Annotated in this window: 9 protein-coding genes, 3 rRNA genes and 1 pseudogene; 11 read left to right on the top strand and 2 right to left on the bottom strand. The window is 64.8% G+C overall.

What is annotated here, in order from left to right; all coding sequences use genetic code 11:
* The first annotated feature begins 100 nt into the window (after positions 1–100).
* A complete protein-coding gene (locus OG453_RS01455) occupies positions 101–607 on the top strand; it encodes an EamA/RhaT family transporter (protein ID WP_266863653.1) in 507 nt (168 codons plus the stop codon).
* Positions 608–696: 89 nt separating this feature from the next.
* On the opposite strand, the pseudogene OG453_RS01450 reads toward OG453_RS01455, so the two are convergent.
* Positions 697–1,399: pseudogene (locus tag OG453_RS01450) on the bottom strand (SulP family inorganic anion transporter); the annotation flags it as partial.
* A 244-nt stretch (positions 1,400–1,643) separates the two neighbouring features.
* Between OG453_RS01450 and OG453_RS01445 the strand changes: the two are divergent.
* The 3 genes from OG453_RS01445 (at position 1,644) to proC (ending at position 4,120) form a co-directional block, all read left to right on the top strand.
* On the top strand, positions 1,644–2,468 hold the full coding sequence (locus OG453_RS01445; RefSeq protein ID WP_266863651.1) for an ABC transporter ATP-binding protein: 825 nt from the start codon (positions 1,644–1,646) through the stop codon (positions 2,466–2,468).
* Positions 2,465–3,202 (top strand): ABC transporter permease, encoded by a 738-nt coding sequence (locus OG453_RS01440; RefSeq protein ID WP_266863649.1) that lies wholly within the window; start codon positions 2,465–2,467, stop codon positions 3,200–3,202. The genes OG453_RS01445 and OG453_RS01440 overlap by 4 nt, the downstream gene beginning before the upstream one ends.
* 105 nt (positions 3,203–3,307) lie before the next feature.
* Entirely contained in the window at positions 3,308–4,120 is an 813-nt protein-coding gene (gene proC / locus OG453_RS01435) for a pyrroline-5-carboxylate reductase (RefSeq protein ID WP_266863647.1), read from the top strand.
* An 87-nt stretch (positions 4,121–4,207) separates the two neighbouring features.
* On the opposite strand, the gene trpS is transcribed toward proC, so the two are convergent.
* A complete protein-coding gene (gene trpS, locus OG453_RS01430; protein ID WP_266863645.1) occupies positions 4,208–5,218 on the bottom strand; it encodes a tryptophan--tRNA ligase in 1,011 nt (336 codons plus the stop codon).
* Positions 5,219–6,112: 894 nt separating this feature from the next.
* Between trpS and OG453_RS01425 the strand changes: the two genes are divergently transcribed.
* From OG453_RS01425 to OG453_RS01395, 7 genes are all read left to right on the top strand, one after another.
* Positions 6,113–7,638, top strand: a 16S ribosomal RNA gene (locus OG453_RS01425).
* 309 nt (positions 7,639–7,947) lie between these two features.
* A 23S ribosomal RNA gene (locus tag OG453_RS01420) occupies positions 7,948–11,070 on the top strand.
* Between the two features lie 92 nt (positions 11,071–11,162).
* Positions 11,163–11,279: ribosomal RNA gene (gene rrf / locus OG453_RS01415) — 5S ribosomal RNA — on the top strand.
* The 16S, 23S and 5S rRNA genes sit together here, the layout of an rRNA operon.
* A gap of 67 nt (positions 11,280–11,346) precedes the next feature.
* Positions 11,347–11,991, top strand: a complete 645-nt coding sequence (locus OG453_RS01410) for an HAD family phosphatase (protein ID WP_266863643.1) — start codon at positions 11,347–11,349, stop codon at positions 11,989–11,991.
* 143 nt (positions 11,992–12,134) lie between these two features.
* Positions 12,135–12,836 (top strand): VC0807 family protein, encoded by a 702-nt coding sequence (locus tag OG453_RS01405; protein ID WP_266863641.1) that lies wholly within the window; start codon positions 12,135–12,137, stop codon positions 12,834–12,836.
* 117 nt (positions 12,837–12,953) lie between these two features.
* Positions 12,954–14,171, top strand: a complete 1,218-nt coding sequence (locus OG453_RS01400) for an MFS transporter (RefSeq protein ID WP_266863639.1) — start codon at positions 12,954–12,956, stop codon at positions 14,169–14,171.
* Positions 14,122–15,294, top strand: a complete 1,173-nt coding sequence (locus OG453_RS01395) for an acetoin utilization protein AcuC (RefSeq protein ID WP_266863637.1) — start codon at positions 14,122–14,124, stop codon at positions 15,292–15,294. The genes OG453_RS01400 and OG453_RS01395 overlap by 50 nt, the downstream gene beginning before the upstream one ends.
* Positions 15,295–15,463: the final 169 nt, after the last annotated feature.

The raw sequence follows: 15,463 nt of genomic DNA, 5'->3' as shown, positions 1-15,463 counted from the left end.
TGTCCTGCCGCACAAACTAGCTGCCGAGTGGTACGGCAGGGCAAGGCGGGGGACGAATAGGGCGCGCCCGCACGGTGCCGCCCCGGGCGATACTCGGAGGGTGAGCGCAGATTCCAGCACCCCCGACCGCACGGACGCGACGGCCCCCGGCCCGCAGCCCGAACCCCTCCGCTTCTTCGGCACGACCTGGGTCGCCCACGACAACGGCTATGCCGCACGCCGCGCCGGAGCCGCGGCCGGCTCGCTCCTCGCGGCCGTGGCCGGCTGCTTCGTGCTGCGTTTCGCGTACGAGGGCATGGCGATCGCCGACGTAGGCACCTTCGTGAACGTCCTGATGGTCGTCATGTTCGCGATCTGCAGCGCGATCGCCTTCCGGCGCACCTGGGACGGCTTCACCCGACGCCACGACCCGGCGTCCCAGTCATCGATGCGCGGCCTGATGGCCATCGGCTTCATCGGCTCGCTCCTCGCCTACTTCCTCCGCTCCCTCACCGAGGCCCCCGGCGAGAAACTCCACCGCGAGGAGTACGAGACGGCCCGCGACCAGTACGCGAAGCGCACATCCCGCCGCACGGGCAACCCGTCCCGGAGGAAGCGCAAGGGCTGAGCCACGCGCCCGGCACCGATGCCACAACGCCAGACGCCCGCCACCGCTCGACCCACCCCTCGAGCGCCGCCGCACACGCATGATCCACCTGCCGACCGTACGATCACCGCGGCCATCGGCAGCGCACCGAGCGCCCCACAAACGGCATTGCCCGTACCCTGCGCGATGAGTCTTTGCCGTAGTCGGTACGCGGCCCTGGTGCAGCCGGTCCACCGCCGCCGCACTGAACAGCGACTCCGCGGACGCGATCAGCGCGAAGGCGAGGACAGCACCGACCACGCCCACTCCCGTGAGCCACGCGAACTCCGCCGCCCCCGGCCGCCGCACGGCCTCCACGAGCCCTCGCACCTCGCCCCGCCGGACCGGCAGCCGCAACAGCGCGACCACGACCGCCGCGAGCCCCACCGCGACCAAGCGGCGCAGGCACAACCCGGACACCGCGCCGCCACCGCAACCAGAGCACCAGGCCGAGCACGACCCCGCCCCCGACCGCAAGGGCCACGGGACCGGCGCCCCCGCCGAGCCGGATGAGCCCGAGGAGCTTGGCGCCCAGCGCCCGCGGGCGCTTCGGCGTCCCCCATCGCGCACAGCTACCCGGCGATCAGCACGAGCCCGATGCCCGCTAGCACCCCCCCCCGCACCACCGCCACGGACACGGCCCGGAACCATCACCCGAGCCGTAACACCCCCACCCCGACCTGCAGCAGCCCCGCCCCGAGCACGAGCACCCCCGAGCGAGCCGATCCCATAGGCCCGCACGGCCTCGCACACGAGCATGGTCAGCCCGACGGCCGACGTCACTCCCTCTTCCCCCACAAGCGTCGGCGCCCCTCATGTGAGCCCCCCCCGCGGCAGCCCCTGTTGTGGGCAGGCGTTCCACACGGCGGAACAGGTGGGCACAACGCCACCTGCCGAGCGCCGAAACCCAAAGGGCCAGGCGGCGGCCGACCGCAGAGCACCCCAAAGCTGCGGAGTACCGAACCTCAGAGGAGCTACCCCTTGACGCCCCTGCCCCCGGGCGAGCAATAATCATCGCATGATGAATAATCACCTGCCAGCGATCGAGGCGAAGGACCTCTCCGTAACCCGAGGCCCCCGCCAAGTCCTCCGCAACCTCACCTTCACCGTCCCCCCAGGCCAGATCACCGGCCTCCTCGGCCCCTCGGGCTGCGGCAAATCCACCCTGATGCGCTCAGTCGTCGGCACCCAGGCCCAGGTCACCGGCACCCTGAACGTCCTCGACCGCCCCGCCGGCGCCCGCGAACTCCGCTCCCGCATCGGCTACGTGACCCAGGACCCCTCGGTCTACGACGACCTGACGGTCCGCCAGAACCTGGACTACTTCGCCGCCGTCCTCGACCCCGGCCACGGCCCCGCCGCACAACGCCGCCACGACACCGTCACCCGAGCCATCTCCGACGTGGACCTCACGTCCCACGCCGACTCCCTGGCCGGACACCTCTCCGGAGGCCAACGCAGCCGCGTCTCCCTGGCGGTGGCCCTGCTCGACACCCCGGAACTCCTCGTGCTCGACGAGCCGACCGTCGGCCTGGACCCCGTACTCCGCCGAGACCTGTGGAACCTCTTCCACACCATCGCCGCCGACCGCGGCGCCACGATCCTCGTCTCCTCGCACGTCATGGACGAGGCCGAACGCTGCCACCGCCTCCTCCTGATGCGCGAAGGCGAACTCCTCGCCGACGACACCCCCGACGCCCTGCGCACCCGCACCGGCTGCGAAACGGTCGAAGCGGCCTTCCTCCACCTGGTCGACCAGGCAAACGCGGCCCAGAGCGAGGCGAACAACGCCGAGAGCCCGGCGAACACCCCCCGGAACGACCGCAGCAGGAGCCCCCGATGAACATCTACCGCACCCTCGCCACCGCGGCCCGCGTCCTACGGCAGCTCCTCCACGACCCCCGCACCATCGGCCTGATGCTCCTGGTCCCCTGCGTGATGCTGCTGCTCCTGCGCTACGTGTTCGACGGCAGCCCGCAGACCTTCGACTCCATCGGCGCCTCCCTCCTCGGCATCTTCCCCCTCATCACGATGTTCCTCGTGACCTCCATCGCCACTCTGCGCGAACGCACCTCCGGCACCCTCGAACGCCTCCTCGCCATGCCCCTCGCCAAGGGCGACCTGATCGTCGGCTACGCCATCGCCTTCGGCACCCTCGCCGCCATCCAGTCGGTCCTCGCCACCGGCCTCGCCCTCTGGGCCCTCGGCCTCGACGTCACCGGCTCCGCCTGGCTGCTGCTCCTTGTCGCCCTCCTCGACGCCCTGCTCGGCACCGCACTCGGCCTCTTCGTCTCGGCCTTCGCGGCCTCCGAGTACCAGGCCGTCCAGTTCATGCCGGCCGTGATCTTCCCCCAGCTCCTCCTCTGCGGCCTGTTCACCCCGCGCGACCAGATGCAGCCCGTCCTCGAGGCCACCTCCAATGTCCTGCCCATGTCGTATGCCGTCGACGGCATGAACGAAGTCCTCCGCCACGCCTCCGTCACCGGCGACTTCGTACGCGACGTCGTCATCGTCGCCGGCTGTGCCGTACTCGTCCTCGCCCTGGGCGCCGCCACCCTCCGCCGCCGCACGGTCTGACCCACACCAATGCGAGGATGACCCCACCCAGCCGAACCGGTGCCCCGCTGAACCACCGGCCCCGCTGGCCGAACCGCTGAACCGCACCTGGAGGGTGACCCACACATGCCCCAGCCCGTCGCAGTCCTCGGCACCGGCAAGATCGGCGAAGCCCTCCTCAGCGGAATGATCAGGGCTGGCTGGGCCCCCGCCGACCTCCTCGTCACCACCCGCCGCGCCGAACGAGCCGCGGAACTCCGCACCCGCTACGGCGTCGACCCCGTCAGCAACGCCGAGGCAGCCAAGCAGGCCGACACCCTCATCCTGGCCGTCAAGCCGCAGGACATGGGCCGCCTCCTCGACGAACTCGCCCCGCACGTCACCCCCGACCGCCTGGTCATCAGCGCCGCCGCAGGTATCACCACCTCCTTCATCGAAGAACGCCTCGCTGACAACACCCCCGTCGTCCGCGTCATGCCCAACACCCCGGTCCTCGTGGACGAAGGCATGTCCGTCATCTCCGCCGGCAGCCACGCCACCGCCGCCCACCTCGCCCACACCGAGGAGATCTTCGGCGCCGTCGGCAAGACCCTGCGCGTCCCCGAGACCCAGCAGGACGCCTGCACGGCCCTCTCCGGCTCCGGCCCGGCGTACTTCTACTACCTCGTCGAAGCCATGACCGACGCGGGCATCCTCCTCGGCCTGCCCCGCGACAAGGCCCACGACCTGATCGTCCAGGCCGCGATCGGCGCCGCCGTGATGCTCCGCGACAGCGGCGAACACCCGGTCAAGCTCCGCGAGAACGTCACCTCCCCTGCCGGCACCACCATCAATGCCATCCGCGAACTCGAGAACCACGGCGTACGCGCGGCCCTCATCGCCGCCCTCGAAGCCGCCCGCGACCGCAGCCGCGAACTGGCCTCCGGCAACAACACCTGACCGACTCGGCGCCGGGGCCCGGCGCCCCCGGCGACCTCACGCCGCCGCGGCGACGACCTCCGCCGTCGTCACCACAAGCCCGCGCGCCTACCGCGCCTCGTTCACCGGCGGCAGCAGACCGATCGCGCGATAGGCAGTGTCCACCGTCGGCTTGGACATCCCCCTCGCCCTCTCGGCCCCCCGCCGCAACACCTCCTCTACATACGCGGGATCCGCGACCAGTTCCTTGTGCCTCTCCTGCACGGGCCTGAGCAGCTCCACCACGGCCTCGGCGGTGTCCTTCTTCAACGCTCCGTACGACTCATATACACCGCTCAAGCCGTCTGGGTTCCCACCCTCACAAGCGGCCAGGATCTCCAGCAGATTCGACACCCCCGGCTTGGCCTCCCGGTCGTACACGACCTCGCTCCCGCTGTCCGTGACAGCGCGCAGGATCTTCTTCCGGATCACATCGGGCTCATCGAGCAGATAGACGATCCCGGCCCCGGCCTCGTGGGACTTGCCCATCTTCGACGTCGGATCCTGCAGATCCATGACCCGCGCAGCCACCTTGGGATTCGTGGCCCGCGGCACCACGAACGTCTGCCCGTACCGCTGGTTGAACCGCACCGCCAGATCCCGCGTGAGCTCGACGTGCTGCGTCTGGTCGTCCCCGACGGGCACCTCGTCCGCCCCGTACGCCAGGATGTCCGCCGCCATCAGCACCGGATAGGTGAGCAGCGACAGCCGCACACTCCCGCCCCGGGCCTGCTCCCGCGCGGATTTCTCCTTGTACTGGATCATCCGCCGCATCTCGCCGTCCGTCGCGACGCACTCCAGCAGATACGAGAGCCGGGCGTGCTCGTCCACATGACTCTGTACGAACACGGTGGCCCGCTCGGGATCGATCCCCGCCGCGAGCAGCAGCGTCGCCGCCTGCCGACTCAGCCTGCGCACCCGCCCGGGATCGTGCTCCACGGTCAGGGCGTGCAGATCGACGACGCTGAACAGCGCCTCGGCCCGGTACTGGTCGACCTCTGCCCACGGGCGTACGGCACCCAGGTAGTTCCCGAGGGTCAGATGCCCCGTCGGCTTGACCCCGCTGAAGATCCGCGTCATCTCTCTACCTCCTGGTCAGGCCCGCCGGCCCGCCGGCCCGACGGCCGGGCTCCGGGTCCTCCAGGGGGAGAAACACGAACGGCCGCCGAGGCGGCGGCCGTTGAGTACATGCGTATGTACGGCCGCCCTCAGGCGGCCCACCACAGTTGGGTGTTCGCATGCGTAGTCACGCCTCCTACCGTAGCTCCTGAGAGGCTCCATGGCGTGAGGTTGACACGCCCTGACCAGATACGTAGTGTTCTCCGAGTTGCCCGACGTGAGCGTCGACCACTTGGTCGGTCCCCGGGCAGCCATTCCGCAACAACTATTCAAGCGATCGACGTCGTGTCTCTTTGCTGACCCGTCGTCCGTTCGTTTTCATACGCGTTTGCGAAATGAGGATTCCGCGTTCGAAAGGGCGCCCCCGATTAGGTCGGGAGCCAGGAATCCGCTAAAGTCTCACTCGTCGGAACGGCCCAACAGCCGGGAAGACAAACCCCGCTGACTGGGAATCAGGCCCGAAAGGATCTGATAGAGTCGGAACCGCCGGAAAGGGAAACGCGAAAGGCCGAGAGGCCGGAGCGGAAACCTGAAAGGCGCCGAGGAAATCGGACACGAAAGAGTCTGATAGAGTCGGAAACGCAAGAACGAAGAACAGAAACACCGAAGGGAAGCGCCCGGAGGAAAGCCCGAGAGGGTGAGTACAAAGGAAGCGTCCGTTCCTTGAGAACTCAACAGCGTGCCAAAAGTCAACGCCAGATTGACAACCCCGTCTCGACCGTCATGGTCGGACGCGGTTCCTTTGAAAAGTCCACCCCTTGGGGTGGCAACATCAGCGAGGACGCTGTGAACCGGAAGATTATTCCTCTTCCTGGTTCCGCTCAACGCGGATGCGCACCCGATTACGGGTAAACATTCACGGAGAGTTTGATCCTGGCTCAGGACGAACGCTGGCGGCGTGCTTAACACATGCAAGTCGAACGATGAAGCCCTTCGGGGTGGATTAGTGGCGAACGGGTGAGTAACACGTGGGCAATCTGCCCTGCACTCTGGGACAAGCCCTGGAAACGGGGTCTAATACCGGATGACATCCCCTCTCGCATGGGAGGGGATTGAAAGCTCCGGCGGTGCAGGATGAGCCCGCGGCCTATCAGCTTGTTGGTGAGGTAGAAGCTCACCAAGGCGACGACGGGTAGCCGGCCTGAGAGGGCGACCGGCCACACTGGGACTGAGACACGGCCCAGACTCCTACGGGAGGCAGCAGTGGGGAATATTGCACAATGGGCGAAAGCCTGATGCAGCGACGCCGCGTGAGGGATGACGGCCTTCGGGTTGTAAACCTCTTTCAGCAGGGAAGAAGCGAAAGTGACGGTACCTGCAGAAGAAGCGCCGGCTAACTACGTGCCAGCAGCCGCGGTAATACGTAGGGCGCAAGCGTTGTCCGGAATTATTGGGCGTAAAGAGCTCGTAGGCGGCTTGTCACGTCGGTTGTGAAAGCCCGGGGCTTAACCCCGGGTCTGCAGTCGATACGGGCAGGCTAGAGTGTGGTAGGGGAGATCGGAATTCCTGGTGTAGCGGTGAAATGCGCAGATATCAGGAGGAACACCGGTGGCGAAGGCGGATCTCTGGGCCATTACTGACGCTGAGGAGCGAAAGCGTGGGGAGCGAACAGGATTAGATACCCTGGTAGTCCACGCCGTAAACGGTGGGAACTAGGTGTTGGCGACATTCCACGTCGTCGGTGCCGCAGCTAACGCATTAAGTTCCCCGCCTGGGGAGTACGGCCGCAAGGCTAAAACTCAAAGGAATTGACGGGGGCCCGCACAAGCAGCGGAGCATGTGGCTTAATTCGACGCAACGCGAAGAACCTTACCAAGGCTTGACATATACCGGAAAGCATCAGAGATGGTGCCCCCCTTGTGGTCGGTATACAGGTGGTGCATGGCTGTCGTCAGCTCGTGTCGTGAGATGTTGGGTTAAGTCCCGCAACGAGCGCAACCCTTGTTCTGTGTTGCCAGCATGCCCTTCGGGGTGATGGGGACTCACAGGAGACTGCCGGGGTCAACTCGGAGGAAGGTGGGGACGACGTCAAGTCATCATGCCCCTTATGTCTTGGGCTGCACACGTGCTACAATGGCAGGTACAATGAGCTGCGAAGCCGCGAGGCGGAGCGAATCTCAAAAAGCCTGTCTCAGTTCGGATTGGGGTCTGCAACTCGACCCCATGAAGTCGGAGTTGCTAGTAATCGCAGATCAGCATTGCTGCGGTGAATACGTTCCCGGGCCTTGTACACACCGCCCGTCACGTCACGAAAGTCGGTAACACCCGAAGCCGGTGGCCCAACCCCTTGTGGGAGGGAGCTGTCGAAGGTGGGACTGGCGATTGGGACGAAGTCGTAACAAGGTAGCCGTACCGGAAGGTGCGGCTGGATCACCTCCTTTCTAAGGAGCATCTAGCTTCCGCAAGGAAGCCAGAGCCACTACGTCGGCAAATGTTCGACGGTGGTTAGCTCATGGGTGGAACGTTGACTACTCGGCACAGTCGGCCAACTCGGGCCGCAAGTACTGTCCTTCGGGGCGTGGAACGCGGATCTGGGGAGGGGACTGGGTCGGGCACGCTGTTGGGTATCTGAAGGTACGGCCGGGTTTTCGGCTGCCTTCGATGCCGACCCCAGTGAAGCACTGTGAATGCAGTGTGTGATGGGTGGTTGGTCGTTGTTTGAGAACTGCACAGTGGACGCGAGCATCTGTGGCCAAGTTTTTAAGGGCGCACGGTGGATGCCTTGGCACCAGGAACCGATGAAGGACGTGGGAGGCCACGATAGTCCCCGGGGAGTCGTCAACCAGGCTTTGATCCGGGGGTTTCCGAATGGGGAAACCCGGCAGTCGTCATGGGCTGTCACCCGCTGCTGAACACATAGGCAGTGTGGAGGGAACGCGGGGAAGTGAAACATCTCAGTACCCGCAGGAAGAGAAAACAACCGTGATTCCGGGAGTAGTGGCGAGCGAAACTGGATGAGGCCAAACCGTATACGTGTGATACCCGGCAGGGGTTGCGTGTGCGGGGTTGTGGGATCTCTCTTTCACAGTCTGCCGGCTGTGAGACGAGTCAGAAACCGTTGATGTAGGCGAAGGACATGCGAAAGGTCCGGCGTAGAGGGTAAGACCCCCGTAGTCGAAACATCAGCGGCTCGTTTGAGAGACACCCAAGTAGCACGGGGCCCGAGAAATCCCGTGTGAATCTGGCGGGACCACCCGTTAAGCCTAAATATTCCCTGGTGACCGATAGCGGATAGTACCGTGAGGGAATGGTGAAAAGTACCGCGGGAGCGGAGTGAAATAGTACCTGAAACCGTGTGCCTACAAGCCGTGGGAGCGTCGCGCATTGAGTTTACTCAATGCGTCGTGACTGCGTGCCTTTTGAAGAATGAGCCTGCGAGTTTGCGGTGCGTTGCGAGGTTAACCCGTGTGGGGAAGCCGTAGCGAAAGCGAGTCCGAATAGGGCGATTCAGTAGCGCGCTCAAGACCCGAAGCGGAGTGATCTAGCCATGGGCAGGTTGAAGCGGCTGTAAGAGGTCGTGGAGGACCGAACCCACCAGGGTTGAAAACCTGGGGGATGACCTGTGGTTAGGGGTGAAAGGCCAATCAAACTCCGTGATAGCTGGTTCTCCCCGAAATGCATTTAGGTGCAGCGTCGTGTGTTTCTTGCCGGAGGTAGAGCACTGGATAGGCGATGGGCCCTACCGGGTTACTGACCTTAGCCAAACTCCGAATGCCGGTAAGTGAGAGCACGGCAGTGAGACTGTGGGGGATAAGCTCCATGGTCGAGAGGGAAACAGCCCAGAGCATCGACTAAGGCCCCTAAGCGTACGCTAAGTGGGAAAGGATGTGGAGTCGCAGAGACAACCAGGAGGTTGGCTTAGAAGCAGCCACCCTTGAAAGAGTGCGTAATAGCTCACTGGTCAAGTGATTCCGCGCCGACAATGTAGCGGGGCTCAAGCGTACCGCCGAAGTCGTGTCATTCCAGCAGATACCCCCAACGGGGGCTGGGATGGGTAGGGGAGCGTCGTGTGCCGGGTGAAGCTGCAGCGGAAGCTAGTGGTGGACGGTTCACGAGTGAGAATGCAGGCATGAGTAGCGATACATACGTGAGAAACGTGTGCGCCGATTGACTAAGGGTTCCTGGGTCAAGCTGATCTGCCCAGGGTAAGTCGGGACCTAAGGCGAGGCCGACAGGCGTAGTCGATGGATAACCGGTTGATATTCCGGTACCCGCTGTGAAGCGTCAAACATTGAATCAGGCGATGCTAAGTCCGTGAAGCCGTCCTGGAGCCTTCGGGCAAAGGGAAGTGGCGGAGCCGACGGACCAGACTTGTAGTAGGTGAGTGATGGGGTGACGCAGGAAGGTAGTCCAGCCCGGGCGGTGGTTGTCCCGGGGTAAGGGTGTAGCCCGTCATCTAGGTAAATCCGGATGACTTGAGGGTGAGACCTGATGCCGAGCCGATTGTGGTGAAGTGGATGATCCTATGCTGTCGAGAAAAGCCTCTAGCGAGTTTCATGGCGGCCCGTACCCTAAACCGACTCAGGTGGTCAGGTAGAGAATACCGAGGCGTTCGGGTGAACTATGGTTAAGGAACTCGGCAAAATGCCCCCGTAACTTCGGGAGAAGGGGGGCCATCACTGGTGATCGGATTTACTCCGTGAGCTGGGGGTGGCCGCAGAGACCAGCGAGAAGCGACTGTTTACTAAAAACACAGGTCCGTGCGAAGCCGTAAGGCGATGTATACGGACTGACGCCTGCCCGGTGCTGGAACGTTAAGGGGACCGGTTAGTCCGACTTCGGTCGGGCGAAGCTGAGAACTTAAGCGCCAGTAAACGGCGGTGGTAACTATAACCATCCTAAGGTAGCGAAATTCCTTGTCGGGTAAGTTCCGACCTGCACGAATGGCGTAACGACTTCTCGACTGTCTCAACCATAGGCCCGGTGAAATTGCACTACGAGTAAAGATGCTCGTTTCGCGCAGAAGGACGGAAAGACCCCGGGACCTTTACTACAGTTTGATATTGGTGTTCGGTTCGGCTTGTGTAGGATAGGTGGGAGACTTTGAAGCGGGCACGCCAGTGTTCGTGGAGTCGCCGTTGAAATACCACTCTGGTCGTGCTGGATGTCTAACCTCGGTCCGTGATCCGGATCAGGGACAGTGTCTGATGGGTAGTTTAACTGGGGCGGTTGCCTCCCAAAGAGTAACGGAGGCGCCCAAAGGTTCCCTCAGCCTGGTTGGTAATCAGGTGTTGAGTGTAAGTGCACAAGGGAGCTTGACTGTGAGACCGACGGGTCGAGCAGGGACGAAAGTCGGGACTAGTGATCCGGCGGTGGCTTGTGGAAGCGCCGTCGCTCAACGGATAAAAGGTACCCCGGGGATAACAGGCTGATCTTCCCCAAGAGTCCATATCGACGGGATGGTTTGGCACCTCGATGTCGGCTCGTCGCATCCTGGGGCTGGAGTCGGTCCCAAGGGTTGGGCTGTTCGCCCATTAAAGCGGTACGCGAGCTGGGTTTAGAACGTCGTGAGACAGTTCGGTCCCTATCCTCTGTGCGCGTAGGAATATTGAGAAGGGCTGTCCCTAGTACGAGAGGACCGGGACGGACGAACCTCTGGTGTGCCAGTTGTCCTGCCAAGGGCATGGCTGGTTGGCTACGTTCGGAAAGGATAACCGCTGAAAGCATCTAAGCGGGAAGCCTGCTTCGAGATGAGTATTCCCACCCCTTTGAGGGGTTAAGGCTCCCAGTAGACGACTGGGTTGATAGGCCAGATCTGGAAGCCCGGTAACGGGTGGAGGTGACTGGTACTAATAGGCCGAGGGCTTTTCCTCAGTTGCTCGCGTCCACTGTGTTGGTTCTGAAACCACGAACAACCCCATGCCCGGGGCCACCGGGTGTGGTGCGGTTGACAGTTTCATAGTGTTTCGGTGGTCATAGCGTGAGGGAAACGCCCGGTTACATTCCGAACCCGGAAGCTAAGCCTCACAGCGCCGATGGTACTGCAGGGGGGACCCTGTGGGAGAGTAGGACGCCGCCGAACTATTTTTGAATGGGAAACCCCCGCACCGGGATACGGCGCGGGGGTTTTCTGCGTTTAGGGTCTCGGTATGCGATACGAACTGGTCATCTTCGACAATGACGGCGTTCTTGTGGACAGCGAGCCGATTTCCAACACCATTCTTGCGGGCTATCTGACCGAGCTCGGTCACCCCACCACGTACGAGGACTCCCTGCGCGACTACATGGGGGCCGCCATGCATCGCGTACACGATTTGATTCTTGAGCGCACCGGACAGCGGCTGCCCGAGAATTTTGACTCGGCCTTTCACTCGCGGGTCTTCGCTGCTTTTGAGCGGGATCTTGAGCCCGTGGCGGGGGCTTCCGATGTGCTGGAGAAGCTCGTCGCCGGCGGGGTGCCTTACTGCCTGGCCTCGTCCGGGAGCCATGAGCGGATCAGGGTCGGACATCGGCGTACCGGGCTCGACCGGTGGTTCGATGACGAGCGGATCTTCAGTTCCGAGGATGTGGGGCGGGGGAAGCCGGCGCCTGATCTCTTTCTGCACGCCGCCGAGCGGATGGGTGTCGCGCCCGAGAAGTGCGTGGTGGTCGAGGACAGTCCGCTGGGGGTGCGTGCTGCCGTCGCCGCCGGGATGGATGTGTATGGGTTCACTGCGATGACTCCCGCCGAGAGGCTTTCCGGGGCCACTGAACTCTTTGGGGACATGGGGGAGTTGCCTGACCTGCTGGTATGAGGTGAGCGGGGTGGTGGGTCTGACATTTGTCATCGCCAGGTCCGGACGATCGTTTCTGTCGGCCGATGGGTGGCTGCGGCGAAGCTGAGCGCGTCGCCAAGGGAGAGGGGCCGATCATCATGAGCCGGATTGCTGCCAATGACATGACACTCATTGCAGAGACGAAGGGCGACTCGGGTGCGACAGTCGGCGTGGGTGCCCGGCAGTCGCGTTGGGAGTCGCTGAAGCCGCTCGTGCTGGACGCGGCGGTGCCCACGGCCTCGTACTACCTGCTCAGCAAGGGCTTTGGGATGGGCACGATGGCCGCGCTCGCCTGGAGCAGCGTGGTGCCCGCCGGGCGGACCGTGTGGGGTGTCGTCACGGAGCGGCGGGTCAATGGGCTCGCGGCGCTGATCCTCGTCGCCAATGTTGTCGGTCTTTCGCTCAGTCTGGTGGCCGGTGATCCGCGGCTGATGCTGGCCAAGGACAGCGGGATCACGGCGACGGTGGGGTTGGCCGTTCTGGTGTCCGTGCTGATGGGGCGGCCGTTGATGACCGTGGCGCTGAAAGCCTGGGTCACCAAGGGGAATCCGGTGCGGGGCGCGGTGTGGGAGCGGCTGATCGCCGAGCGGGGGTGGTTCGCGCGGATGGAGCGGATGTTCTCGGTGCTGTGGGGCGTGGCGCTGTTCGGTGAGGCGGCGGTGCGGGTCGTGGGGGCGTACACGCTTCCGGTCGACACCATGGTGTGGCTGGGTGGCGCGATCGCGGCGGTCGTCATCACGGCGACGGTCATCGTCGGTGGCGGCCTGGTCGTCGAGCCGATGGAGAAGAAGGTGAGCGAGGAGGTCGCCGGGCTCGGGCGGTGAAGGGTGGCGGGGGTTCGTGGGGTGGCGTGGGCCGGCCTGCTTCGTGCGAGGTGCGTGAGGAATTGGGTGGGTGATCTATCTACCCACCAGTAGTCAGGGGTCCTACGCTCAGCAGCCATGACGGACGAGCTGCGGCGCGGCAGGGCCTCTTTGGCGTTGAGCTTCCTGGTGCAGGGGGTCACCTTCGCGTTGCTGGTGACGCGGATTCCCGCCATTCAGGATCGGTACGGGATATCCGACGGCCTGCTGCCGGTCTTCCTCGCCGCGGTGCCGATTCTCGCCGGTGTCGGGAGCGTCGGCACGGAGTGGCTGGTCAAGAGGGTGCGGCCGAGCCGGGTGCTGCGGTGGTCGCAGCCCGTGGTGCTCCTGGCGCTGCTCGGGGTCGGCGCGGGTGACGCCTTGTGGCAGGTTGCCGTGGCGCTCGGGGTGTTCGGGCTCGCGGTGGGGGCGCTCGACGCGTCCATGAACATGCTCGGGGTGAGTCTGCAGCGGGCTTACGGGCGCAGCATCATGCTCGGGTTCCACGCGGCGTACAGCCTGGGCGGGATCGCGGGGGCATCGATCGCTTGGGCGGGGGCGCACTGGGATCTCTCGCTGTTTGTGTCGTATCTGCCGCCGGTCGTGGTGCTGCTGCCCGCGGCGTTGGTGGGGAGTCGTTGGTACGTCGATGCCGGCGCCGGCGCTGCTGTGGGTGACGGCGGTGAGGGGAAGGGCGGGCCCGTCGTCTTCAAGCTGCTGCTTCCGCTCTGTCTGGTGATGACCTTCGCGTACATCGGGGACTCGACCGTCTCCAACTGGAGTGCGAAGTATCTGCAGGATGTGTTGGGGAGCTCGGAAGAGGTCTCGACCGTTCCCTACAACGTCTACATGGTCATGACGCTGCTGGGGCGAGGGCTCGGGGACCTGGGGGTTCGGCGGTTCGGGGCCGTGGCGGTGGTGCGGGTCGGGTCGGTGGTGGCCGCGCTCGGGTTCGCGGTCGTGGCGGTGGCGCCCGGGGCGTGGACCGGGATCTTGGGGTTCACCGTGCTCGGGCTCGGGCTGTGCGTGATCGTCCCGCAGACTTTCGCCGCGGCGGGGAGGCTCTTCCCGGGGGCCTCGGATGCCGCTGTGGCGCGGCTCAATGTCTTCAACTACGTGGGGTTCTTGATCGGTTCGCCGCTGGTGGGGGCGCTGGGGGATGCGTGGAACTACCGCGGGGCGATGCTCGTTCCCATGGTGTTGGTGCTCGTGACCTTGTTGTACGCCCGGTCCTTCGCCCCCGGAGCGGACCGATACGGTGACGAGCATGAGCGGCCGCGCACAGTTGATGTGGGACGAGGCAGTAACGGGCTATGACTTCGGTCCTGAGCACCCCATGGACCCGGTCCGGCTCGCGCTGACCAGAAGTCTGGTCGGTGCCTTCGGGCTCGACCGTGAGATGGATGTCGTCGCGGCCAAGCGTGCCGGTGACTCGACGCTGCGGCTCGTGCATCGCGAGGACTATGTGGAGGCGGTCAAGGCCGCGTCCGCCGATCCGGCGTCGGCGGACGGCAGTTATGGCCTGGGCACTCCCGATGATCCTGCCTTCGCGGGGATGCACGAGGTGTCGGCGCTGATCGCCGGGCAGTCGGTGGGGGCGGCCGAGGCGGTGTGGCGTGGGGAAGCGCTGCACGCGGTGAACTTCGCGGGTGGGCTGCACCATGCGATGCCGGGGGCCGCTTCGGGGTTCTGTATCTACAACGATGCGTCGATGGCTATTGCGCGGCTGTTGGAGCTGGGCGCCGAGCGGGTCGCGTATGTGGATGTCGATGTGCATCACGGGGACGGGGTGCAGGCCTCCTTCTGGGACGATCCGCGGGTGCTGACGATTTCGTTGCACGAGCATCCGCGGACGTTGTTTCCGCAGACGGGGTGGTCCTCGGAGACGGGCTCTTCATCGGCGGAGGGGTCGGCCGCGAATGTGGCGCTGCCGGCGGGGACCGGGGACGCGGGGTGGATGCGGGCGTTCCACGCCGTGGTGCCGGAGTTGCTCGCGGACTTTCGGCCGCAGGTGCTTGTCACTCAGCACGGGGCCGATACGCACTTCGAGGATCCGTTGGCGCATCTTGCCGTTTCGCTGGATGCGCAGCGGGGGGTGCAGGTTGCCTGTCATGAGTTGGCGCATGCGTACGCGGAGGGGCGGTGGGTCGCGCTGGGTGGGGGTGGCTATGCCGTGGTGGATGTCGTGCCTCGGTCGTGGACGCATCTGGTCGCCATCGCTGCGGGGCGGGAGGTTTCGCCTTCCGCGGAGATTCCTGAGGCTTGGCGGCAGGAAGTGTTTGCTCGTACGCGGCAGTTGGGGCCTGCGCGGATGACGGATGGGCGGTGGCCTGTCTCCTGGAAGGAGTGGGAGGCGGGGTATGACCCTGCCGATCGGCTTGACCAGGCGGTGTTGGCTGCGCGGCGGGCGGTGTTTCCTCTGCGGGGGTTGTTGGCGTAACCCCGGGCCCCGTGCGGGGGCGCTTTGCTGCATCGGTGTCCGGCAGTGGGGCGTTGTGCCCACCCTTCCCCAAGCTCTCGGCTTCGCTCGAGCAGGGGAGACCCCACTCGCCGTGCGGAACGCCTGCCCACAACGGGGGCGGGGGGCAGGGGAGCGGGCCCTGTCGGGG

Origin of the sequence: Streptomyces sp. NBC_01381 (genome assembly GCF_026340305.1) — a bacterium.
Lineage (GTDB): Bacteria > Actinomycetota > Actinomycetes > Streptomycetales > Streptomycetaceae > Streptomyces.
Note: the sequence above shows the minus strand (reverse complement) of the source record. Positions and strands in the feature narration are given on the sequence as shown.